We start from the raw sequence: 23,585 nt of genomic DNA, 5'->3' as shown, positions 1-23,585 counted from the left end.
AGTTTATGCACGAATGGATGCCTCAATGGCATGGGCAACCGATAAAATATATTCATCATTTCCCGAATATGTAGATACCAGCAACCCTGTTGGTAGACCACGCTCACAAAAACCATTTGGTAAGGTGACAGCTGGCATATCTAAAAAACTGCCGGGCATGGTTAAAGCCAAAGTTTTCATATTGGTTTCAAAAAACAGTTCAGTACTCTTTTCTAACGGCTCAATTTCTGGTGCTGTATGGGCAACAGTTGGTGTGAGTAAAACACAACCTTTGAGCTGATTTGGCAAATCTTGCATCAGTTGTTGCTGTGCAAAATACAGCCTAATTTGTTTCGATGCAGGAAAATGCCGAGCCATTTCCATTCTTTGGCGAATACGTTGATCAATCTCGTTGGCCTGTGGAGAATTAAGTAATGACTCATGTTTTGTGAATGCTTCGGCTGAACCTAACCATAGCCCCTGTTGAATCAATGCCATCGCTTGAGTAAACGCATCTATAGGCTTTTCAACCACTCGACAACCCAACATTTTTAACCGATCTACACTACGTTGAAAGTTATTTTGTACCGAGTCATCTAAAGCAATCATATCGGTGATTCTAGGATCTACAACAAAAGTAAGCTCATTTAAAGGAATAGTGACTTGAGGAAAATCAAGGCTATGATGGCCTGTTAACAACTCATCTAACACAATACAGTCTCTTACACTGTGTGTAATAGGCCCGAGTGTATCTAAGGTTTTAGATAACTCAAATACACCCTGATGTGAATAACGATGATGACTACTTCTATAACCAACCAAGCCATTTAAAGCCGCAGGAATACGTACTGACCCGCCAGTATCTGTACCCATAGCAAGTGGCACACAACCATGTGCAACAGACAGTGCCGCACCAGAAGAAGAGCCTCCTGAAATACATTTCGCGTCATATATATTTTTTGGATGACCAAAATGTGGGTTTAAACCAAACCCCGAATAAGCAAACTCAGACAAATTGGTTTTGCCAACACTAACCAAACCCTTTTGGGCAATGTGTGCAACAACGGTGGCATCGGCTGTTTTAAGTTCACTGTTTGCCAATACTATTGACCCTGCGGTGGTTCTATAGCCACGTAAATCAAAAAGGTCTTTCCAAGAAATAGGAATACCATCAAATAAAGACAATGGGCTATTTGCCTGCCAGCGTGCGGTTGCCAGCTTGGCTTCTAAAATCGCTCTATCTTGGCAAGACTGTATAAATACAGATGAGGTTGAGCTCATTTGACTCAAACTCTCCTCTAAAACTTTTAAAGGCGTGGTCTGAGTCTTTTGAAAACATTGCGACAAAGCAACAGCATCTTTAATATTTACCATATTTACTCACCGCCTATACATAAAATAATTATGAACAACAATTTAAATTCTATTCAAAGGCAACACTTGCACGCTTAAACTCAGGTAAGCGGTTAGATATCCACTGTGCAAATTTCAACACCTTTAAATCACACCCAGCCTGACCAATCAATTGCAAACCAATGGGTAAAAAATCCCGTGAAAGTCCCGATGGTATGGTGACCGTGGGGAGACCCAAATAAGTCCAGGGTGTACAAAACATCGCATCGCCTGTGTAAGATAAATCTTCTGGTGCCGTTGTCGGAGAGGTAATAGACATGATGAGATCAATGTCTTGAAATAAATCATCACGATGTTCACGCATCTTTTGATTTGTTTTAAGCAGTGCTTGGTATGCTTCTGGAGTAATTTCTTGGCCCTCTAACATTAGATTTAAACTGTATGGGCCAATCTCATCAAGCCGATCACAAACCTTTGGATAGATCTCTTGATTTGCCTCATAAGAGGTGGTTTTAATGGCTTGCTGAGTGATATCTAAAATATCCAAGTCTAAGTCAACACATGTAAATGCAATACCAAACCTTGTTAAATGCCGAACCACTGCATCAAAATTCGCTTTAACCTCATCTTCTACCCAATGCCACTGTGATGAACGATATATACCTATTTTTAATGGTTTTTCACCTCGATCAAAGCCTTTCAATACATCTTTACTGCTTTTCATGTCTTGACCCAACATATAAGTCGCAGCAGCCCAATAGCAAGATGAGGTTAAAAATCCAACATGGTCTAATGTAGAAGAAAGTGGATACACCCCTTCACGCGAGATAAGATCAAATGTTGGTTTATAGCCAACACAGCCACAATAAGATGCCGGCCGAATCACTGAACCCAGTGTGTGCGTTCCTACAGCAATATCGACCATACCCGCCGCAACAGCCGCTGCAGAACCACTTGAAGACCCACCTGGTGTATGCTTTACATTCCATGGATTCGTGGTCGGGCCAGCATCACGCCATGCAAATTCGGTGGTCACCGTTTTTCCCACAATAATGGCACCGCTTTTTTTTAAACAATCTACAATCCATGCATCTTTTTAGGAATATTTTTCTGAAATGCTTTTGAGCCATAGGTTGTCGTCCAGTCAGCAGTGTCGATTAAATCTTTTATTGCAACCGTCACACCATTCAATGGACTCTCTAAAACCTCACACCAGTCTTGTTTTTTAGGTACGTAACTAAATGCTTTAATGGTTGATTCATCACGAGTGATCATTTCAAGTGTTGTTTCTAAACTGATTTTATGTGTCATTGTCTATCCATGTTGATAAAAATAGTCCACGCAACAGATCATATACATTAGGCCAATGCACTCACCGTCACTCAATGGGAAAAACTCAAACCATACATTCGTATATTATTTCTTATTATTTAAAGTAAAAGCACTGACGCCCTATTCCTTAAAGCGCCAGCTACACATCATGATTACTTCACTGCTTTTTGAGCAAAGCTGTTATCTACCGCATCGTGATATGCCACCTGACCTGGTTTAATGTTACCAATAGAGATTTGTAGATTTATCGCATTATTAAACGCTGCTTGTGAAATCTCAGGCGTTGCAGGATAAATATTTTGAGCAAGCATACGGTCAACAGCCGCATCAACCACTTTCGGATCTAAGGTTGGAAACTCTTTACGAGCAATACTGCGTGCAAGATTTGGATTCGATTGCATCAGTTTTTCTGCTTTAGCTAAACCAGTCACAAACTTTTGTACCATTGCAGGTTTGTTTTTAATCGTGTCTGTTTTCGTCACGATTGCAGAAAACTCATATACACCGTGAAACTGCTTCGCATAGTCATACACAATACGGTAGCCCTGTGAAACCGCCTGTTCTAATTGTGGCTGATACACCACTGCACCATCTGCTCGACCTGCTTGTACAGGAGCAAGCTCTGTTCCAACCTGAACTGTATTTAACTTCACATTGGTTAACTTATGCTCTTTCAAGGTATTTTGAAATAAATATGTAGTTGTAGAGGGTGGAATAGCTGTCGCAAAGGTTTGGTTGCTAATATCTGCAAAAGACTTAATTGGCGAGTCTTTGGGTACAATAACCCATGCAGGTACACCAGAAACCACCATTGCAACTGCTTTGGTCGAGCCACCTTTTAAGTTGGCTAAAACAGCAGTCATCGGATCACCTAAAGAAAAGTCTGCACTGCCTCCCACAACAGCAGCCACCGCCTGAGCTCCCCCACTGGCCGTCACTTTTTTAACCTCTAAACCTTCTTTATCAAAAATACCTTCATTCATACCCACATATAAAGGCAAATATAAAATAGATTGAAATGCCTGATACACTGTGGCTTTTTCTGCTGCAATGCTTGAAGTAGACAGCATGACAGAACCTAACATGAATGAACATACAGCCAGTTTACGAAGTTTTTTTACTACTTTACTTTCCATAAAATCACCTTTTTTTCAATTCGTTGTACAACCCAAGTTAATATTGCAGCCATTAAAGTTAATACAATAACGCCCAACCACACCGTATTTAAATCAAACAAAGAACCTGCAACAAATACCGAATGCCCCAAGCCATTTTGCGATGCAATAAACTCCCCAACCACTGCACCAATTAAAGCAAAACCAATATTGATTCTAAAAATTGAAAAAATCCAAGGAATTGATGCGGGTATAATCAACTTCTTAAAAATTTTCATTGAATCTGCTTTATAAGATTTAAATAAATTTAATAAATCGGAATCAACTTCTCTTGCCGCAGCACATGCAGAAATCATGGCCACTGCAAATGTTGATATCCCAGCTAACCAAATTTTTGAACTCATCCCTGAACCGAACCAAATAATAATTAAAGGGCCCAATGCGATTTTAGGTACACTGTTCAATAAAATAGAAAACTGTTCTGCAACATCAGAGACCTTCGGGTAAAACCACAACATCAACCCCATCAGAATCCCTAAACTACTTCCTACGACCAAGCCAATGACAGTTTCAACTAAAGTCACCCAAGTGTCTTCAATGAGTGTGCCCTGCTCAGAAAAACCAAACACAGCAGATTTATAAATACCCAATGGTGAACCTAATAACTGACCATTAATCCACTGAAATTGTGCAGCCATTTGCCATAGTAGGATTAATACAAGCAAAATAACGGTCACAATCATGGAGGTGCTTTTTATATATTTCATGATGAACCTCCTTCAACGGCTGCGTGGGCAACATCACTCGCTCTTAGTGCATCCCAAATTCGAGCATGATACTGATGAAACTCAGGTGCACCCCGTGCCGTGACTGCATTTCGTGGCCCATCCACTGACAAAATAATTTGTTCTTCAAGCGTAATATTGGCAGGACGCCCACCCAAGACAATGACTCGATCACTCATGGCAATGGCTTCATCAATGTCGTGAGTGACCAAAATGACACTTGTTCCTTCAGTTTGTGTCAGTTGAATCACATCATTTTCCAACATTAAACGTGTTTCATAATCTAATGCAGAAAATGGCTCATCTAATAAAACAACACTTGGGTCAGAGAGTAAGGTTCGTGTGAGTGCCACACGTTGCTTCATCCCACCAGACAAGGCATGTGGGTATGCATAGGCAAACTCCGTCAAACCGTAACGTGCCAACATGCTAAGAGCACGTTCTCGGTCTGCTGCAACCACATTACACTGTAATTCAATGCCTAAGACTGCATTTTCTAAAATGGTTCGCCACGGCAATAGCAGGTCTTTTTGCAACATATAGGCAATACTGCCTTCCTCACCATTTGGCTTTTTCCCTAAAGAAATTTCCCCTGCCGTCGGTGCCAACAATCCCGAGATCAAATTAAATAATGTACTTTTCCCCGAACCACTTCGCCCAACAACGGCCACAATTTCAGCTTTTTTTACCTTAAAATTAAGATCTTGAAAGATTTTTACGGCTTTACCATCTTCCATCATAAAAGCATGATTAAGGTGATTAATTTCCAACTGTGTCTTCAATGCTCACTCCTTTTAATCATCACTGCTGATACTGACAGCATTTACAAAAATTCATTCATCTACTATTTATGTACTTCAGTATTCACTGTGCTAATCACATGACCATTAGCGAGCTGATATAAGGCATGTAACAAAATATTTGCACCACGCTCCACATCATGATCATGTGTAAATTCTTTAATATTGTGAGATAAACCTTTAACGCTCGGCACAAAAATCATGCCTGTTGGGCAAATGTCCGCAATCACTTGTGCATCATGCCCAGCCCCACTCGGCATTCTTTTCACACTGCCCCCTTGTTGCTGTGCAATGGTTGCAATGCAATCAACAATACGAGAATCAAAAGCAATTGGAGCTGACTTGGCAATGTCTCGATGTAATAATTTCACACCTTCATCTTGTGCAACTTGTTGAGCAAATTTGAGAATCTTTTGATAGGTTTCATCTAAAATGGTTTGGTTAGTATTTCGAATATCTAAAGTGAAAACTGCCGTATGTGGAATAACATTGACCAAATTAGGCATCAGTTTCATTTGGCCAATGGTTGCAAGTTGTCCTTGCCCAGTTTTTTTAATCAAATCTCTTGCATAGGTTGCAATTTGCATGGCTACAATACCAGCATCATGTCTGAGTGCCATTGGTGTTGTACCAGCATGATTTGACGTGCCTTGTATTGTAAATTCAATCCAATGAATACCTTGAACCCCAGTCACAGCACCAATCATGATCTGTTCATGTTCTAGAACAGGCCCTTGTTCAATATGTAGCTCAATAAATGCATGTATGTTTTGCGAGCCAACGGGAGCTGTACCAATATAGCCAATGCGTTGTAGATTTTCTTTGACTGTAGTGCCATCAATACCGACAATGTTATAGGCAGTTTCTAAACTCATATCGCCTTGGAAAACCAAGCTTCCCATGGTGTCTGGCGGAAACCGAGCACCTTCTTCATTGGTAAAAAAAGTCACTGCAATAGGGTGTTTAGTTTGAATATTATGATCATTTAATGTCGCTATGACTTCTAATCCAGCCAAAACACCTAAGTTGCCGTCATACTTTCCACCTGTCGCAACTGTATCAATATGCGAACCTGTCATGACTGGCGGTAAATCTTCTAACCCCTGACGTAAGCCCACCACATTACCGATTTGATCAATACGTATCTCTAGGCCTAATTCTTTCATCCACTGAATCACTAAATCTCGACCTTGCTTATCTTCATCAGTGAGTGCTAATCGGCAGACACCTCCGCCTTCAAGTGCCCCCACTTGTGCAAGCGTATGTATTCGATTTAAAAGACGTTCTTTATTGATTGTTAAATTTAATGGCAGGTGTTGCTGTTCAGTTACTTTAAGATGCGTATTCATATTTTTTCCTTATAGATCAAGATCTTTATAATGTTGATGTAATTGTTCGATATGGCCTAAACGACTTTGAGTATTTATTTCTTGTGCAATCGCCAGTTGTGTACACAATGAATGAATCAGGGAAATAACCGCACTATAAGAGTCAAACATGGCGGTACTTTTAGTGAATGTTCTTAAAGTGACATCTGCTTTTGCTGGTTGCTCGAGGAGAGATAGATCGGTAAAACGTAATATCTTTGCTTTTACCATGGCTGCATGATCTGTGATTTGGCGCATCAAATGGACTCTACGACGATAATCCATAATGACGAGGACATCTTTTTGGTTCAAATCGACCAACTCTTCAATAAAGTTAAGTGCACTTTGCCCTGAAACCAACCGAACGTTGGGGCAAATTTGTGCAAGTAAAAGCCACATATAATGGGCAAGATGATGACTATTTCTAAAACCAACGATATAGATGGTGTGAGCATGGCCTAACATATCAATAGATTGCTGAAACGCTTGTGTATCAAACTGCTCAAACGTTTGGGTAATATTTTTTAGCTCTTGTTTCACATGTTGTTCAACACCAACAAAACCACCATCGACATGTTTTTGCTGTATAAATTCATACAATGGCGATGCGGTATCTTGTAACTCTCGTGCTTCTAAACGAAATTCATGAAATGAGGCATACCCTAATCGTTTAAAAAATCGGGCGGTCGTTGCTTTTGAAACGTGTGCTAACTGAGCTAACTCTGTCGCAGAATACGAAGAGAGCTGATTGATATTTTCCAAAATGACTTGTGTAAGTTTTGATTCACTCTCTGTCAAAACTTGCCCTACATTCACAATTCTTTGATGCACTTTGGTCTGTGTCATACACAGCCTATTTGAAATATTTATTTCATATTCTTTTAATTTGCAACATATGTGCCAAGACACAATTTTAAAATTTAATCTTTAATTATCAAAAACTTATATAAATAATATTTCTATAAACAAAAATACAATGTATAAAAATAAAGCACCAACTGAGCAAATAATGCACAAAATAGTACCTATGAGTAAATCATGAGCCATAACATATCTGCCATGGCTTAAGAACAAGCTATGGGATTATCTTTATATTTTAGGAAATTAAAGGCACTCTTTTTTATAAATGCTAAAACGGTAAAATGTAAGAAATACTGTTCATCGTTCTGTCTAGAATAATCTACATTGCTATTAATGACTTGTCGTCATTTGAATATACTTTGTCATTATCCGATTCATCCAAAACAATAGATTTATCCTAAAATAAACTTAAGCAATATTAAATAACCATGATAGAGGGTATCACAATGAATCAAGTTAAAGGCCAAGTTGTACTCATCACAGGTGCTTCGTCAGGCATGGGAAAAGCTTTTACAAAAGCACTCCTTAATCAGGGTGCGGTCGTATATGCTGTCGCACGACGTATAGATGCCATGGCAGATTTAGCTTCTCTTGGTGCACATACGTTAAAAATGGATATAACCAAGCAACAAGATATTGACGACACCATACAACATATTGAAAAACACAGCCATGGCGTAGATATATTGGTGAACTGTGCAGGTTTTGGCTTATATGGTGCGATGGAAGACACCTCGCTTGCAGATGCTCGCTATCAATTTGAAGTTAATTTATTTGGCATGGCTTACTTAACCCAACAAGTACTTCCCTTCATGCGTCATAAAAACAAAGGACGAATTATCAACATTTCGTCAATGGGAGGAAAAATTTATACTCCAATGGGTAGCTGGTACCATGCCAGTAAACATGCTGTAGAGGGTTGGTCTGATTGCTTACGCTTAGAGCTTGCCCCGTTCAATATTGATGTTGTAGTCATTGAACCAGGTGCGATTGCAACCGAATTTGCAGCAGTGATGGTCAAACCACTGCTTGAACGTTCTGGGTCAGGTGCTTACAGTAAAATAGCAAATGCTGTTGCAGATGCGACACATGAATCTGTTGAAAAAGGAAATTTATCTGATGTACAAGTCGTCGTAGATATGTTTATGCAAGCAATACAGGCCAATACACCAAAAACACGCTATGTCGGTGGAAAATATGCAAAGCTGATGATTTTTGTTAGGAAATGGTTTGGCGATCGTATTTTCGACAAAATGGTGATGTCTATCGTTAAATAACGGGCTAGAAAAATCTCATAATATTCAAATTATCAGGTCAAGCATTATGATAAAGCATGCTGAAAAGTTTATATTACAACCAAACTGGGCATTATTTTTAATTGACCTCTCAGTCAAACCTGAAGATGCTTTACGTCTAGCAGGCTTGCCTTTAGATGCATTTAGTCGCAAAGAGTTCAGTGTAACAGCCTCTCAATATTTTGACTTTTGGCGAGCCATAGAGACCTTGGCAAAGGTTGACCACTTGGCACTAAAAATCGGGCAAATGATTACCGTTGAACTCTTTGATCCTGCCATATTTGCTTGTATTTGCAGCCCAAATCTAAATATAGCATTGCAACGATTATCACATTTCAAACGTCTGGTTGGGCCAATGGCATTACAACTAGATATAGATGAAAATAGATTATGTTTAGAGCTTCAGTTTTGCAATATAGATATAGAAGTACCCCAAAGCCTCATCCTCACCGAACTGGTCTTTTTTATACAATTAGCACGGATATGTACCCGTGTTCATATTATTCCTAAAGCCATCTACGTACCAAAGCTACCCGATCATACTGAAAAATATGAGGCCTTTTTAGGTGTAAAACTCCAAAAAAGCCAATCTATTTCAATTCATTTCTTTAACACAGACATTGAGCGACCTTTTTTAACATCTAACTCAAAAATGTGGTCTTTTTTCGAGCCTCATTTAATACAAAATCTCGCAGAGCTTGATCATCGTGTAAAAATACATGAAAAAGTTAAAGCCATTTTATTGGAAAGTCTACCCGCAGGAATCGCCCATATTGATGAAATTGCACAAAGATTGGCACTGAGTAAACGCTCACTACAAAGGTTACTTGCAGATGAACAAACCAACTTCAAAACCATATTAGACGATACCCGAAAAGAACTTGCTCAGTATTATTTAATACAGTCCCCAATCAGTATCAACGAAATTTCATTCTTACTGGGCTTTCAAGAAGTTAACTCTTTCTTTAGAGCATTTAAACAATGGACAAAAGAGTCGCCCAATACCTATAGACAAAAATATTCAAGTGATAATAGACATTCCCATGCCATATTTGTTGACTAGAATGGACGGTGTGCCAGAACCATTCTAAACCAACAAACCTATGCATGGGATAGGCATCTTCAGTTAAATCGCCACTAAGTCTTTAATACCTTTGGCTGGCATCTCTGCACCTAAACCTTCTGCGACCACTTGCCCACGTGACATGACGGTATAGTGGTCTGCAATTTCTTCGGCAAAGTCATAAAATTGCTCTACCAATACAATCGCCATATCACCATTGTCTGCCAATTTTCGAATCACTCGGCCAATGTCTTTAATAATAGATGGCTGAATTCCCTCCGTTGGCTCATCTAAAATCAGCACACTTGGTTCAGAAGCCAACGCCCGAGCAATGGCAAGTTGTTGCTGCTGCCCACCGGACAAATCTCCCCCACGGCGGTGCTTCATTTCATCTAACACAGGGAAAATTTCATACAAATGGCTGGGCACTTTTTTAGTCTTTGCCCCTGAAAATTTAGCCATGCCAATTAAAATATTTTCTTCTACCGTGAGTGTTGAAAAAATATCACGCCCTTGTGGCACATACGCCAATCCTGCTCGTACACGCTGTTCAGGGCTCATTTTAGAAATGTCTTTACCATTAAGTAATATTTCACCCGACTTAATGGGTAAAATCCCCATCAAGCACTTGAGAAAAGTGGTTTTACCCACACCATTTCGGCCTAAAACCACAGAACACGCACCAATCGGGGCAGTAAAAGAGACATCTCTTAAAATATGACTCCCACCATAAAACTGGTTAATTTGTTTTACTTCTAGCATGATCGCTCCTAACGCCCTAAGTACTTTTCAATGACATCTTCATTGGCTTGAACTTCAGCCAACGTGCCTTCGGCAAGAATTGCCCCTTGTGCAAGTACGGTCACTTTTTCACTAATGGTGTCAATAAAACTCATGTCATGCTCAACCACCACCAAAGTGTGATTTTTTTTCAGCTCTAAACACAACTCTGCGGTCCGTTCTGTTTCGGCATCGGTCATACCTGCCACAGGTTCATCGAGTAAAATGAGTTTTGGGCGCTGCATCAGCAACATACCAATTTCCAACCACTGCTTTTGGCCATGTGATAACAGCCCTGCAGGCTTGTGAATAAACTCTTGCAAGCGGATTTGTTGTAAGGACTCATCTAATGCCAGTTGTGCATCTGCACTGAGCTTACGAAATAAACTTTTCTTCACCCGCTTATCTTTAGGTGCTGCTAAGAGTAAATTTTCCATGACAGTAAAATTTTCAAATACAGTTGGTTTTTGAAATTTTCGCCCAATACCAGACTCTGCAATTTGCTCTGTACTCATTTTGGCTAAGTTATAATTTTGTCCAAAAAAAGCGCTGCCTTCTGTTGGGCGTGTTTTTCCTGTAATCACATCCATCAGTGTGGTTTTACCTGCCCCATTAGGGCCAATAATACAGCGTAACTCACCTTCTTGAATGTATAGCGATAAGTCATTTAAAGCACGAAATGAATCAAACCACACACTGACATTTTCTAAATATAATGCCACGCCATGGGTGAAGTCAGGCCCCGTTTGTTTCGGGCGAGCGTAATTCTCACCAACTTGACCACCATGTTCGATGTCTTTTTCTATATTTGACATTAGCGGTCTCCCTTTTTAAAACGCTCAAATAAACCAATAATGCCTTTGGGTAAAAAGATGGTAACCACAATGAACAATGCACCTAAAATGAGTAACCATGCTTCTGGGTACGCCACGGTAAAATAGGTTTTCATGCCATTGATGATCCCTGCACCTAAAATTGGCCCAATGAGTGTGCCACGACCACCCGATGCAACCCATACAGCAATCTCAATCGAGTTCACAGGGTTCATTTCACTCGGGTTAATAATCCCCACCTGTGGTACATACAATGCTCCTGCAATACCTGCAATCACTGCCGATAAAATCCAAGCAGACAGCTTGTACCATAAAGTACGATAGCCTAAATACTGCAAACGGTTTTCACTGTCACGAATCGCACCCAACACACGGCCATACGGTCGGTTCATTAAACTACGTAAACCAATAAAACACAGCAACAATACCAATGCAGTAAGTGAGCATAAGGTCGCACGCATAGGTGCAGAAGTAATATCAAAACCTAAAATGGTTTTAAAACCAGTAAAGCCATTGTTACCACCAAAACCTGTTTCATTGCGGAAAAATAATAACGCGGCAGCAAATGTCATGGCTTGGGTAATAATCGAAAAATACACACCTTTAATTTTCGAACGAAAGGCAAAGAAGCCGAAAATCAGTGCCACAAGACCGGGCACTGCGACCACCAAAAACATCGCCCATAAAAAATGGTTGCTACCGACCCAATACCACGGCAGTTCGGTCCAACTCAAAAAACGCATAAAGTCAGGCAACTGATCGCCCGATGACTGACGCATGAGGTACATACCAAACGCATAGCCACCCAAAGCAAAGTACAAACCATGCCCTAAACTGAGTATGCCTGCATAACCCCACACCAAATCGAGGGCTAACGCCACCAGTGCCAAACACATAATTTTGCCAAGTAAAGTCACCCAATAGGCTGACAAATAAAAGCTTGAGCTTGGCGACAGCACATGTAGCCACGGTAAAAGCAGTAACACTGCAAAACACAGTGCAATCAGTACTGCACTGACTGGGCGGTCTGAAAGTAATGCTTGAATTTTCATAAATTACTCCACAAAACGGCCTTTAATGGCAAATAAACCTTGCGGGCGTTTTTGAATAAACAACACAACAAGCACCAATAAAATAATTTTTGCCAATACTGCACCCAAACCGATTTCGAGCACCGTACCACTCACACCTAAACCAAGTGCTGCCAACACCGCGCCCCATACTTGACCCACACCACCAACAACGACCACTAAAAAGGCATCAATAATATAATTTTGCCCCAAATCTGGGCCAACATTACCTACCTGTGCCAAAGCGCAGCCTGCAAGGCCTGCCAAACCTGAGCCTAAACCAAAGGCCATCATGTCTATACGAGCCGAACGAATACCCACAGCTCGTGCCATTTGGCGATTTTGTGTCACAGCACGAATAAACAAACCAAAACGGGTTTTATTCAGTACATATAAAAGCAACAATAAAATAGCCACTGTAAAGCCAATAATCGCAATACGGTTATACGGTAAAATCAGTGATGGCGTAATTGACCACCCACCAGACAACCACGAGATATTAGAAATTTCGACATTTTGTGCCCCAAAAATCATCCGCACCAACTGCATTAAAATCAGGCTCACCCCAAAGGTAGCTAATAATGTTTCAAGCTGACGACCATAGAGCGGACGAATCACGGTGCGTTCAATCAACATACCAACCAAGGCACTGACCAAAAATGCAGCAGGAATAGCAGCAATTAAGTACCAATCCATATAGTGTGACAAATAAGTTTTAAATAAACCTTGCACCACATAGGTGGTATATGCACCAATCATGATCAATTCACCATGTGCCATATTAATGACCCCAAGCAGACCATAGGTAATGGCAAGGCCTAATGCAGCAAGCAGTAAAATACTGGCGGTACTCACTCCAGAGAACACATAACCGCTCCACTCACTCATTTTTAAACGCCATGCAATATCTTTTTTCGCTTGCTCAAGGGCTTGTTTTAGCTGTGCATCTAACGGCGTTTGGCTTAACTGCTGGTCAATATCTGCCAATACATCTGGGCGATTAGAGGCTTTGAGTATGTCTGCGGCCTGTATTTTGGTTTTTACATCTGTACTCGACAAATCCATTCTGGCTTTGAGAAGCAAGAAACGGTTTTTCACCTGATCATTTGACTCATGTGCATACAGTTGATTGACCATATTGGGGTCAAGTTCACTCACATTTGACTCTAAGATATCAATGGCTTTTAAACGTTGTGATGTGCTGTCTGATTTTAATTTTGCTTTGGCTAAACCAAAACTTAACGCTTTTTGTAAGGTATTGACCAAAGTCACTTGATTTAAGTCAGCAGGTATAGGTTTCACTTGCTGATCTTGCGGATAGCTAAACACTTCATCTGCAGACTTCATAATGTAGGTGTGCCCTGCACTGTCTGTGTAGAGCTGTTCTTTTTCTAAATAATCTGCCAATTTTTCAAGTTGTTCTGTGCTTGCTGTCCACTGATTCAGCATATTACGGCGTTCAGAAAAGTTTGCTTTCACAAACTTTTGAATTGCATCGTCAGCAGAGATCACCTGTTGCCCATTACTTGTATTGGTGGTCGACTCTGCATACACATACTGAAGACAACACAGTTGTGCCAACAACATGAAAATGGTTGCAACGCTTGTTTTTACTGACATCGGCAGTACTCCTCTTTTATATGCCCATCAAACAGCTAAGAAAAAGCCCATCACATAAAGTAATGGGCTTTAATCAACTGATTTACTTAGGAATATAAGTACTCCACGGTTGTGCTTCGATCGTGGTTGGTGATTTATATACCACATCAAATTGACCATCTGCACGAATCTGACCAATCATGACTGGCTTATAAAGGTGATGATTTTTCTCATCCATTTTCAAAGTATAACCAGACGGTGCATTAAAGGTTTGACCGGCCATTGCATCACGCACTTTATCTACATCTGTTGTGCCTGCCTTTTCAACAGCTTGCTTCCACATGTTAATACCAACATAGGTTGCTTCCATTGGATCATTGGTCACCAATTTATCTGCATTTGGCAATTTATATTGCACTGCATATTGCTTCATTTTGCCAATAAAGTCTGCATTGACAGGGTTTTTCACCGACATGAAGTAGTTCCAAGATGCCAAATGACCGACCAATGGCTTGGTGTCTATACCACGTAATTCTTCTTCACCCACAGAGAATGCCATGACAGGAATATCTGACGCTTTAATACCTTGGTTGCCCAACTCACGGTAGAATGGTACGTTTGAGTCACCATTAATGGTCGAAATCACCGCCGTCTTTTTACCTGCAGCAAATTTCTTAATATTACCCACAATGGTTTGATAGTTACTGTGACCAAACGGCGTGTATTCTTCCATGATGTCTGCATCAGACACGCCTTTTGACTTTAAGAATGCACGTAAAATCTTATTGGTGGTACGTGGGTAAACATAGTCTGTACCCAATAAAACAAAGCGCTGAGCTTTACCACCCTCGTCACTCATGAGGTATTCCACCGCAGGAATGGCTTGTTGGTTTGGTGCAGCACCAGTATAGAAAATGTTTTTAGATTGCTCTTGACCCTCATACTGCACAGGGTAAAACAGTAAGCCATTGAGCTCTTCAACCACAGGCAATACTGACTTACGAGATACCGATGTCCAACACCCAAAAATGACAGCCACTTTGTCTTGAGTAATCAGCTGACGGGTTTTTTCAGCAAACAATGGCCAGTTCGATGCAGGGTCAACCACAACTGGTTCTAGTTTTTTACCTAACACACCACCTTTGGCATTAATTTCATTAATGGTCATGAGTGCGGTATCTTTTAAAGAGGTCTCTGAAATGGCCATCGTACCTGACAATGAGTGCAAAATACCCACTTTAATGGTATCGCCACTTGGTGTAGTTGTTTTCGCCTCAGATGCCGCAGGTGTAGGCTTACTTTCTGCAGGTGCTTCGGCAGGTTTTGAACAACCTGTTAATGCAATACCCCCAAGAATTGTTACTGCCAATAAACTCTTAGATAAAATATTTTGCGTCAAGCGCATGTTGTACTCCAGTATATGATCGCTTTATATACTGGCTTGAGCAATTTATGTGCCAACCATTATCACTATAGACTTAAGTCTCAAGAGATCAATTTACTCCTTGTTTTATTTTTATATTGACTACAGTGATATTTTAAGCAAGTCATCTCAACAATAAGACATAAAAAATACCTATGCTTCAAAAAACATAGGTACGCATAATATTTTTATTCTTTTTGACCATCGATCAAACGTATGAACCCGAGCGGATTATCTGACTGAACAGCAGTTGGCAATAAGTCTTCAGGAAAGTTTTGATAGCATACAGGGCGTAAGAAGCGAGAAATTGCCCCTGTACCCACAGAAGTCGTGCGGGAATCTGAGGTTGATGGATACGGCCCACCATGCACCATAGCATCACACACCTCTACCCCTGTTGGCCAACCATTCACTAAAATACGCCCGACTTTACGCTCTAAAATTGGCAATAACGCTTGTGCAAAAGCAGTATCTTGCGGTTGCATATGTAAGGTTGCTGTTAACTGCCCTTCTAAATGTTCCGTCACCTGTTTCACTTGCTCAAGACTGTCACAGCTCACAATAATGGAAGCCACACCAAACATTTCAGTTTGTAGCACATCATTACTTAAAAACTCATTTGCTTTGACTGCAAATAAACGCCCGATGCACTGATTTTGATGCTCACTTTGATTTGTACCTATTGCAAGTATTTCAGCATTGCTTTGCTCAGTCACCAAGGCAATATTTTTCTCAAATGCTGTGCAAATACCTGCGGTAAGCATGGTTTGTGGTTGAACATGTGCCAAACGTTGTTTTGCAACGTCTTTAAACTGTGTTAATGCATCACTTTCTAGGGCAATCACTAAACCGGGGTTGGTACAAAACTGACCTGCACCCATGGCAAGTGAAGACACAAAAGCCTGAGCCAATTGGGCAGGATCTGTACTTAAAGCGTTAGGTAATAAATAGACTGGGTTAATTGAACTCATTTCTGCATATACAGGGATCGGCTCTTTACGTTGCTGCGCAAGTTGTACCAATGCCGTTCCACCTTGGCGCGAGCCTGTAAAGCCAACAGCTTTAATCGCAGGATGTTGCACTAGGCTTGACCCCACAATCGCACCTGCACCAAATAGCAGGGAAAATACACCTTCAGGCAAAGCACAGATTTTTACAGCATTTTGAATGGCTTTTCCTACAAGCTCACTTGTACCAGGATGGGCACTATGGGCTTTGACAACTACAGGGCAACCCGCCGCCAGTGCAGATGCAGTGTCACCGCCTGCCACAGAAAATGCTAAAGGAAAGTTACTTGCGCCAAACACAGCAACAGGCCCAAGTGCAATATGTTGTTGGCGTAAGTCTGCTCGAGGCAATGGAGCACGATCAGGCAGTGCATGGTCAATACGTACATCTAACCAATGTCCATCACGAACTGTTTTAGCAAATAAGCGTAATTGCCCACAGGTACGTCCCCGCTCGCCTTCCAATCTCGCACGAGGCAACCCCGACTCAAGCATAGCCCGTTCAATAAGTACATCACCAAGTGCTTCAATTTCTGTGGCAATGGTTTCTAAAAAAACAGCACGTTGCTCAAATGGTCGAGTACGGTAGTCATCAAATGCTTGCCATGCAAAGGTACATGCATGGTCTACATGATCTTTATTTCCACCCAAATAAGTAGGCTCAAGTCTTTGATTATTTGCTGGATTTACCGCCTGAATTGCTTCACCTGTACCTGCAACACGTTGCTGACCAATTTGCATTTCACCCGTTAAAGTCATGTAACACCTGTATGTTTAAATATTGAAGATAAAAGACGTTCACTTTAAAGATATGCGTGTATATATACCTTTAAAGTATGAGATATGTTTATTGTTCTGCAATCCAATTTTTATACCAAACACGGAATTGCTTATATTGTTGCTCGGCATATTTACGCTGTGATTCACTTAATTTATCTGTTTCGTTAAAGTGTAGCTCGTACTCGGTATCGCCATTAAGTACCAATAAATATTTGTAATACAATACCAAGTCACAACCTTCATCAAATGATGAAAGCACATTTAAAGCGACAGATAATTCTTGCCCCAATCTGTAGCTTAACGCATCACCTTCAGCAGCTTTTTTACTCAGTTCTACCAAGTGCAACACTTCTTTTGGTAAGGCATTACCAATCCCTGTAATTGCTCCTGTAGCATTACAGTTCACAAAGCCATGAAACACTTGTGTGTCTACACCTGCCATAAGCGTGACATCATCTTGTGAGGTAATAAATTCTGAGGCATAACGCATATCGGTAGCCCCACCAAATTCTTTAAAACCAATCAAGTTTGGAAAGCTTGTGCGTAAATCAAAAAATAAATCTGCACGTGTTGCAAAGCCATAATATGGGCTGTTGTAAATCACCGCAGGAATATTGGGTGCCGCCGCTAAGATTGCCGAAAAGTGGGCTTTTTGTGCTGCAGGTGAGCTACCACGTGACAATACACGAGGAATCACCATTAAACCCTGTGCACCCACCTTTTGTGCGTGAGCTGCATGTGAAACCGCTTCTTTACTGTTAATTGCACCTGTACCCACAATGGTTGGAATCCCTGCTTCAACCAAACGTGCCACCCCTTCTTGGCGTTGTTGTTCTGTTAAAAGTGGCCAATCCCCCATTGAACCGCAATACACCACTGCACTCATGCCTGCTTCAATCAGTTGCTTGGCTTTTTTTACCAAAGCATCAAAATCTGGCTGACGATCTGCTGTGCATGGCGTCATAAGGGCTGGGATAGTACCTGTAAAAATATTATTCATTGTTGTGTCCTTTTTAAGATTAATTTTAATATATCGTATACGAAATAAAAATGAAAGCGGTTTAAGGTAAAGTATTTGTGATTTCAATTTCACTCAAATACTAAAAGTTCCAACCCTATAGGTTCTTATTGCTCTTCGTGATGACCCACTAAAAAAGTATGACCATCTATATTGATGGCCATACTTTAACTAAAGCATTATTAAAGGTACTGTTAAAAAATATGCTCAGTTGTGATACTGCATTTTCAACATACATCGCAACATCATATAACTGCATATGATTTGCATCTTCAATCACATAAAGACTTTTTTCCGAGCTTGCCGCACGTACAATCAAGTCCTCACTCATCCATTTGCTGCCCGCTTTTGCACCTGCAATTGCCAATATAGGCTGAGTTAAAAATGCTTCAGCTTTGTTATATGCATCATAAGCAATTAATTGCGTTAAACTTCGCATAGTGGCATAACCTGGTGCATTTTTATGCTGTGCACGTGAGGTATGATAATACTCCCACGCTTGGCGTAGTTCTTCATTCGGTGCATCTGCTTCATTGCTTGGTGCAAGTGGCATCTGTGCAAACTCACCACTTTTGATATCTGCACTACGTATGTTTGAACCGGCTTGTATATAAGCTAAAGCATCTTGGTCTTCAACATTATTATCCCAACCATTACGGAACATTGCGCCAATATTCACAGCACTAATCGTTGCAATAGCTTGAATACGGCGATCATTGATTGCTGCATTGGCAGTATAGCCACCCCCTGCACAAATCCCCATCGCCCCAATATGCTCGGCATCGACATAATCAAGCGTGCTAAGGTAGTCAATCACGGCACTAATATCTTCAGTGCGTACATATGGATTTTCAAGTTGGCGTGGAAAACCTGTGCTTTCGCCCTGATACGACGCATCAAAAGCAATGGTTACAAAACCATGCTGTGCCAGTTTTTCTGCATAGACTCCTGCAGTCTGTTCTTTCACACCACCACCTGGGTGGGTAACAACAATAGCAGGATACTTGTTACTGGCATCAAATGATGTTGGATAATAAATATTGGCTGCAATGGTAATATTTTGACCATTTGTATTTAAAAAGCGAACTGTTTTCATCTGTATTAACCTCTGAATATACCCTGTGACTTACAATTTTTTTTGATAAAAAGGAATCAGTTTTTCTAAAGCCTCTGTCACAGGCTTGTCTTGATCGTATAAGGCATAATGTGATGTATTTTCTAAAATAAAGAGTTCTTTTTGCTTTGAACATGCACGGCCATAAATTTCTAAACTGTCTCGGTAAGCACCAAAACCACCCACACGATCTCCTGCAATGATTAGCAGTGGTTGTGTAAGTAATACTTCTGCCAAATGAAATGCGTCCCACCCGATTGAAACAGCCGACTGTGAGAATAATACTTTGGCCTGACCTTGTGGTGACTGCCCACGTGCAGTTTTGTAGTAATCTGTTGCTTCGAGTACATCAATGTCTGTCAAACCTGCTGCTTTTGCATCAGCAACAGATGGTGGAAGTAAATCATCTACACGAGGGCATTGACCACGTGCTTCTGCTGTGCGTTGGGTCGCAATTTGCTCTAGCTTAGTGAGTGGATCCCAACCGCTAAAAGCTTCTCGAGATAAACGGCCAAAGTTCACCGCATCTACTGTTGCTACCGCTTTAATACGCTTTTCGGTTAAAGCCACATTCAATGCATAACCACCACCGCCACAAATCCCAAGTACGCCAATTTTATGTTCATCTACATAATCAAGCGTGACAAGGTAGTCTGTCACTATTCTAAAATCTTCAACTCTTAATGTAGGGTTTTCTACAAATCGTGGCTCACCACCACTTTGGCCTTGAAAGCTTGCATCGAAGGCAATCACAACAAAACCAGATTCAGCTAAAGCCTGACCATAGATCTGCCCTGAGGTTTGCTCTTTGCAACTACCAATCGGATGCGCTGCAATAATTGCTGGATATTTTTGGCTCGCATCAAACTGTGGTGGATAATAGATATTTGCTGCAATCGTCCAATAGGGTGCTTGTATTTTTACATTGTTCATGTGTGACTCCTGTATCTGTTTTATGGCTTAAATACAAAATAGCAAGATTTTATTTCATTGATTAGATGCTATAGTTCAATAGCATCCATTAGTATTTCTTATGAATTATGAAAGTAAATTTAAATGATCTGAATATCTTTAGCGAAGTGGTACATCAACAAAACTTCACGCGTACTGCTACAAAACTTGGCATTACACAGTCTGCAGTCAGCCAAAGTATTCAACACCTAGAACAAAGTATCGGGCTCAAGTTATTTCACCGAACAACCCGTAGCTTACGACTAACTCAGGCAGGTGAGCAGTTATTTGAACGCATCGATCAAAACATTAAGCATATTCAACAAGGCTTAGAACAACTCAGCCTTATGAAAAATCAGCCCAGTGGGCATGTACGTATTTCAGCCGACAGCTACACCATTAAATATCATTTATGGCCAAAACTCGAACCACTGATTCATCAGTACCCAGATATTTGCTTAGCACTTGTGTCTGAAAATAGACGTATTGATATTGCCAAAGAAGGCTATGATGCAGGCGTACGTGTGGGACGTTTGGTCGAAAAAGATATGGTCGCTTTTCCAATCAGCCAAGAAATTGAGTTTGTACTATTGGCCTCGCCTAGTTATTTAAATTTGCATGGCGTGCCAAAAAATATAAGTGATTTACAGTCACACCGATGTATTTATATTCAATTAATGACTGAAAATGCCATTATGCCTTGGGAGTTAAATGTTGCTAAAAAACATATTTTCTTCAAAGGCAAAGCACAATTAATTATGAATGATTTAGAGCAGATGTTAGATGCGACCATACAAGGCTGTGGAATTAGTTATTTGCCGTATGATCTTGCAAAACAAGCCATTGAGTCGGGTCAGGTGCAACGTTTAATGCCCGAGTACTGTATTTCTTTACCACCATTGTATTTATTTTATACGAGCCGAAATCTACTTTCGCCCGCTTTTGAAATTGTAAAAAATTTACTGAAAGGTGCTTAAAAGCAATATTGTTTCATTGCTTTTAAGCAGGTCTTTTAGCCTTGCGTCATACGAATAAATGAGCGTAACTCTTCGGTTTGTGGTTCAGCAAATAAGGTCTTGGCATTGCCGTACTCATGTACACGTCCCTCATGCATAAACAATAAGTAGTCACCAACATCTCGAGCAAAACGCATTTCGTGAGTGACCATAATTAAAGTCATGCCCTCATGTGCCAAGTCACGTACTACGGCCAACACTTCATTGACTAGCTCGGGGTCAAGTGCAGAGGTAATTTCATCACACAATAAAATTTTTGGTGACATGGCAAGTGCCCGAGCAATCGCAACACGTTGTTGTTGCCCACCAGACAGTTGGCTTGGCATAGCATCTGCTTTGGCTTTTAGACCCACTTTGTCTAGCATGGTTAATGCCAAAGCATGGGTGGTGGCTTTGTCTACTTTTTTCACCACTTGTACTGCAAGCATGACATTTTGCACCACACTTAAATGTGGAAATAAATTAAACTGCTGAAAAATCATGCCAACTTTTAAGCGTAATTCTCTTAAGTCTGTACGGTCGACATCTAACACCGTACCATCGACTTGAATGTAGCCTTTATCAATGGTTTCTAAACCATTAATTGAACGTAATAAGGTTGACTTGCCCGAGCCACTACGCCCAATAATAGACACCACAGACCCTGCTTCTACATCTAGATCTATGCCTTTTAAAACATGGTTTTCACCAAAGTGCTTATGTAAATTATGTATGTGAAGTAGTGCCATGAAGTTTTTTCTCAAGATAAGATGCGAGTGCAGACAATGGGAAACATAAAATAAAGTAACCCACAGCCACTAAGCCAAAGACTAAAAATGGCTCAAATGTGGCATTCGCTAAAATAGACCCTGTTTTAGTCAGTTCAGTAAAGCCAATAATTGAGGTCACTGCGGTGGCTTTAACAATTTGCACAGAAAAACCGACCGTCGGTGCAATCGCAATACGTAGTGCTTGTGGCAAGATTACATAACGAAACTGTTGAAAGCGAGTAAGTGCCAAGCTACTGGCAGCTTCCCACTGCCCCACAGGTACAGACTGTACACAACCACGCCAAATTTCTGCAAAATAAGCCGCCGCATACGCAGTCAATGAAAATGATGCCGCCACCCAAGCAGAAGTATCAAAACCTAAAAGTGCCAAACCAAAAAAGGTCATGAAAAGTTGTACCAATAACGGCGTACCCTGAAAGAACTCAATATAAACAATCGCAATTTTTTGTAAGATACGGTCGTTGCTAATGCGTAACATCAGTACCAAGAGCCCACATAGCCCACCAAGTACAAACACCATCAAAGACAACACCAATGACCAACCAAAACCATTGAGTAGGTTATGAATAATGTCCCAAAGGGTAAATTCTTGCATCATCATACACTGTCACTCCCTTTGAAACAGATGCGACCTAAACGTAAAAGTAAGGCACGAATGATGATAGACAGCATCAGATACAACACCGCAATCACAATATAAATTTCAAAACTGCGGAAATTACGTGACTGAATAAAGTTAGCCACAAAGGTTAAATCTTCCATGGAAATCTGTGAACACACAGATGAGCCAAGCATGACAATAATAATTTGACTACATAATGCAGGCCAAACTCGCCCAAGCGATGGTGGTAAAACCACATACCGCAATACTTGAAAGCGGGTCATTGCCAATGACTCAGCAGCCTCTATTTGCCCCTTGGCGGTTGCTTGTATACCAGCACGTACAATTTCTGCACTGTATGCACCTAAATTAATCACCATCGCCAAAATAGAAGCAGTCCATGCATTCATGGTCACACCAACGGCAGGTAAACCAAAAAAGATGAAAAACAACTGTACTAAAAAAGGTGTATTACGAATCAGTTCAACATACACACGAAAAATTGCACTCAATGGCTGTACTTTCCATGCACGACATGCCCCTGCAAAAATACCTAAGGCCAAACCAAACACCGTACCCACGACCGTGAGCACAAGTGTGCGACCTAAACCTGCAACAATCATATCGCTATAAGGCAATACACTCGAAAAATCAAACTGATACGCCATTACAC

General features: G+C 40.7%; 21 protein-coding genes and 1 pseudogene. 3 read left to right on the top strand and 19 right to left on the bottom strand.

What is annotated here, in order from left to right; translation table 11 throughout:
• Positions 1–3 precede the first annotated feature (3 nt).
• The 7 genes and pseudogenes from I2F31_RS08030 to I2F31_RS07995 all read right to left on the bottom strand — a co-directional run bounded on the left by I2F31_RS08030 (position 4) and on the right by I2F31_RS07995 (position 7,577).
• On the bottom strand, positions 4–1,353 hold the full coding sequence (locus tag I2F31_RS08030) for an amidase family protein (RefSeq protein WP_213014836.1): 1,350 nt from the start codon (positions 1,351–1,353) through the stop codon (positions 4–6).
• 49 nt (positions 1,354–1,402) lie between these two features.
• Positions 1,403–2,607: pseudogene (locus tag I2F31_RS08025) on the bottom strand (amidase).
• A gap of 209 nt (positions 2,608–2,816) precedes the next feature.
• Positions 2,817–3,800 carry an ABC transporter substrate-binding protein gene (locus tag I2F31_RS08015; protein WP_195768740.1) on the bottom strand — a complete coding sequence of 328 codons (984 nt, stop codon included), beginning with the start codon at positions 3,798–3,800 and terminating at the stop codon, positions 2,817–2,819.
• On the bottom strand, positions 3,785–4,546 hold the full coding sequence (locus I2F31_RS08010; RefSeq protein WP_195768741.1) for an ABC transporter permease: 762 nt from the start codon (positions 4,544–4,546) through the stop codon (positions 3,785–3,787). The genes I2F31_RS08015 and I2F31_RS08010 overlap by 16 nt, the downstream gene beginning before the upstream one ends.
• A complete protein-coding gene (locus tag I2F31_RS08005) occupies positions 4,543–5,346 on the bottom strand; it encodes an ABC transporter ATP-binding protein (RefSeq protein ID WP_213014835.1) in 804 nt (267 codons plus the stop codon). The genes I2F31_RS08010 and I2F31_RS08005 overlap by 4 nt, the downstream gene beginning before the upstream one ends.
• A 62-nt stretch (positions 5,347–5,408) precedes the next feature.
• Positions 5,409–6,713, bottom strand: a complete 1,305-nt coding sequence (locus I2F31_RS08000) for a Zn-dependent hydrolase (protein WP_195768742.1) — start codon at positions 6,711–6,713, stop codon at positions 5,409–5,411.
• A gap of 9 nt (positions 6,714–6,722) precedes the next feature.
• Positions 6,723–7,577, bottom strand: coding sequence for a MurR/RpiR family transcriptional regulator (locus I2F31_RS07995; RefSeq protein WP_195768743.1), 855 nt, complete (start codon positions 7,575–7,577; stop codon positions 6,723–6,725).
• 461 nt (positions 7,578–8,038) lie between these two features.
• On the opposite strand from I2F31_RS07995, the gene I2F31_RS07990 reads away from it, so the two are divergent.
• Complete coding sequence (locus tag I2F31_RS07990; protein ID WP_195768744.1) at positions 8,039–8,869, top strand: oxidoreductase; 831 nt, start codon at positions 8,039–8,041, stop codon at positions 8,867–8,869.
• Between the two features lie 46 nt (positions 8,870–8,915).
• Positions 8,916–9,950, top strand: a complete 1,035-nt coding sequence (locus I2F31_RS07985) for an AraC family transcriptional regulator (protein WP_213014834.1) — start codon at positions 8,916–8,918, stop codon at positions 9,948–9,950.
• Between the two features lie 63 nt (positions 9,951–10,013).
• On the opposite strand, the gene urtE is transcribed toward I2F31_RS07985, so the two are convergent.
• The 9 genes from urtE to I2F31_RS07940 form a co-directional block, all read right to left on the bottom strand.
• Complete coding sequence (gene urtE / locus I2F31_RS07980) at positions 10,014–10,712, bottom strand: urea ABC transporter ATP-binding subunit UrtE (RefSeq protein WP_195768745.1); 699 nt, start codon at positions 10,710–10,712, stop codon at positions 10,014–10,016.
• An 8-nt stretch (positions 10,713–10,720) separates the two neighbouring features.
• Positions 10,721–11,545, bottom strand: coding sequence for an urea ABC transporter ATP-binding protein UrtD (gene urtD / locus I2F31_RS07975; RefSeq protein WP_195768746.1), 825 nt, complete (start codon positions 11,543–11,545; stop codon positions 10,721–10,723).
• A complete protein-coding gene (urtC, locus tag I2F31_RS07970) occupies positions 11,545–12,615 on the bottom strand; it encodes an urea ABC transporter permease subunit UrtC (RefSeq protein ID WP_195768747.1) in 1,071 nt (356 codons plus the stop codon). Before urtC ends, urtD begins: the two co-directional genes overlap by 1 nt.
• A gap of 3 nt (positions 12,616–12,618) precedes the next feature.
• Positions 12,619–14,253, bottom strand: a complete 1,635-nt coding sequence (urtB, locus tag I2F31_RS07965) for an urea ABC transporter permease subunit UrtB (protein WP_195768748.1) — start codon at positions 14,251–14,253, stop codon at positions 12,619–12,621.
• An 82-nt stretch (positions 14,254–14,335) separates the two neighbouring features.
• Positions 14,336–15,637 (bottom strand): urea ABC transporter substrate-binding protein, encoded by a 1,302-nt coding sequence (gene urtA, locus I2F31_RS07960; RefSeq protein WP_195768749.1) that lies wholly within the window; start codon positions 15,635–15,637, stop codon positions 14,336–14,338.
• Between the two features lie 206 nt (positions 15,638–15,843).
• Positions 15,844–17,421: an aldehyde dehydrogenase (NADP(+)) gene (locus tag I2F31_RS07955; RefSeq protein ID WP_195773723.1), complete on the bottom strand. Its 1,578-nt coding sequence runs from the start codon at positions 17,419–17,421 to the stop codon at positions 15,844–15,846.
• An 88-nt stretch (positions 17,422–17,509) separates the two neighbouring features.
• Entirely contained in the window at positions 17,510–18,442 is a 933-nt protein-coding gene (locus I2F31_RS07950) for a dihydrodipicolinate synthase family protein (protein WP_195768751.1), read from the bottom strand.
• Between the two features lie 166 nt (positions 18,443–18,608).
• Positions 18,609–19,556 (bottom strand): alpha/beta hydrolase, encoded by a 948-nt coding sequence (locus tag I2F31_RS07945; RefSeq protein ID WP_195768752.1) that lies wholly within the window; start codon positions 19,554–19,556, stop codon positions 18,609–18,611.
• A gap of 30 nt (positions 19,557–19,586) precedes the next feature.
• On the bottom strand, positions 19,587–20,507 hold the full coding sequence (locus I2F31_RS07940; protein WP_195768753.1) for an alpha/beta hydrolase: 921 nt from the start codon (positions 20,505–20,507) through the stop codon (positions 19,587–19,589).
• A gap of 107 nt (positions 20,508–20,614) precedes the next feature.
• On the opposite strand from I2F31_RS07940, the gene I2F31_RS07935 reads away from it, so the two are divergent.
• Positions 20,615–21,502 carry a LysR family transcriptional regulator gene (locus tag I2F31_RS07935; protein ID WP_195773721.1) on the top strand — a complete coding sequence of 296 codons (888 nt, stop codon included), beginning with the start codon at positions 20,615–20,617 and terminating at the stop codon, positions 21,500–21,502.
• A gap of 35 nt (positions 21,503–21,537) precedes the next feature.
• On the opposite strand, the gene I2F31_RS07930 is transcribed toward I2F31_RS07935, so the two are convergent.
• The 3 genes from I2F31_RS07930 to I2F31_RS07920 are packed head-to-tail and all read right to left on the bottom strand — an operon-like array spanning position 21,538 to position 23,580.
• On the bottom strand, positions 21,538–22,269 hold the full coding sequence (locus tag I2F31_RS07930) for an amino acid ABC transporter ATP-binding protein (protein WP_195773720.1): 732 nt from the start codon (positions 22,267–22,269) through the stop codon (positions 21,538–21,540).
• Complete coding sequence (locus tag I2F31_RS07925; RefSeq protein WP_228285088.1) at positions 22,247–22,912, bottom strand: amino acid ABC transporter permease; 666 nt, start codon at positions 22,910–22,912, stop codon at positions 22,247–22,249. Before I2F31_RS07925 ends, I2F31_RS07930 begins: the two co-directional genes overlap by 23 nt.
• On the bottom strand, positions 22,909–23,580 hold the full coding sequence (locus tag I2F31_RS07920; protein ID WP_195768756.1) for an amino acid ABC transporter permease: 672 nt from the start codon (positions 23,578–23,580) through the stop codon (positions 22,909–22,911). The genes I2F31_RS07925 and I2F31_RS07920 overlap by 4 nt, the downstream gene beginning before the upstream one ends.
• Between the last annotated feature and the right edge of the window lie 5 nt (positions 23,581–23,585).

The organism is Acinetobacter rathckeae (assembly GCF_015627125.1).
Taxonomy (GTDB): domain Bacteria; phylum Pseudomonadota; class Gammaproteobacteria; order Pseudomonadales; family Moraxellaceae; genus Acinetobacter; species Acinetobacter rathckeae.
This window is presented reverse-complemented; position numbering and strand designations above follow the sequence as displayed.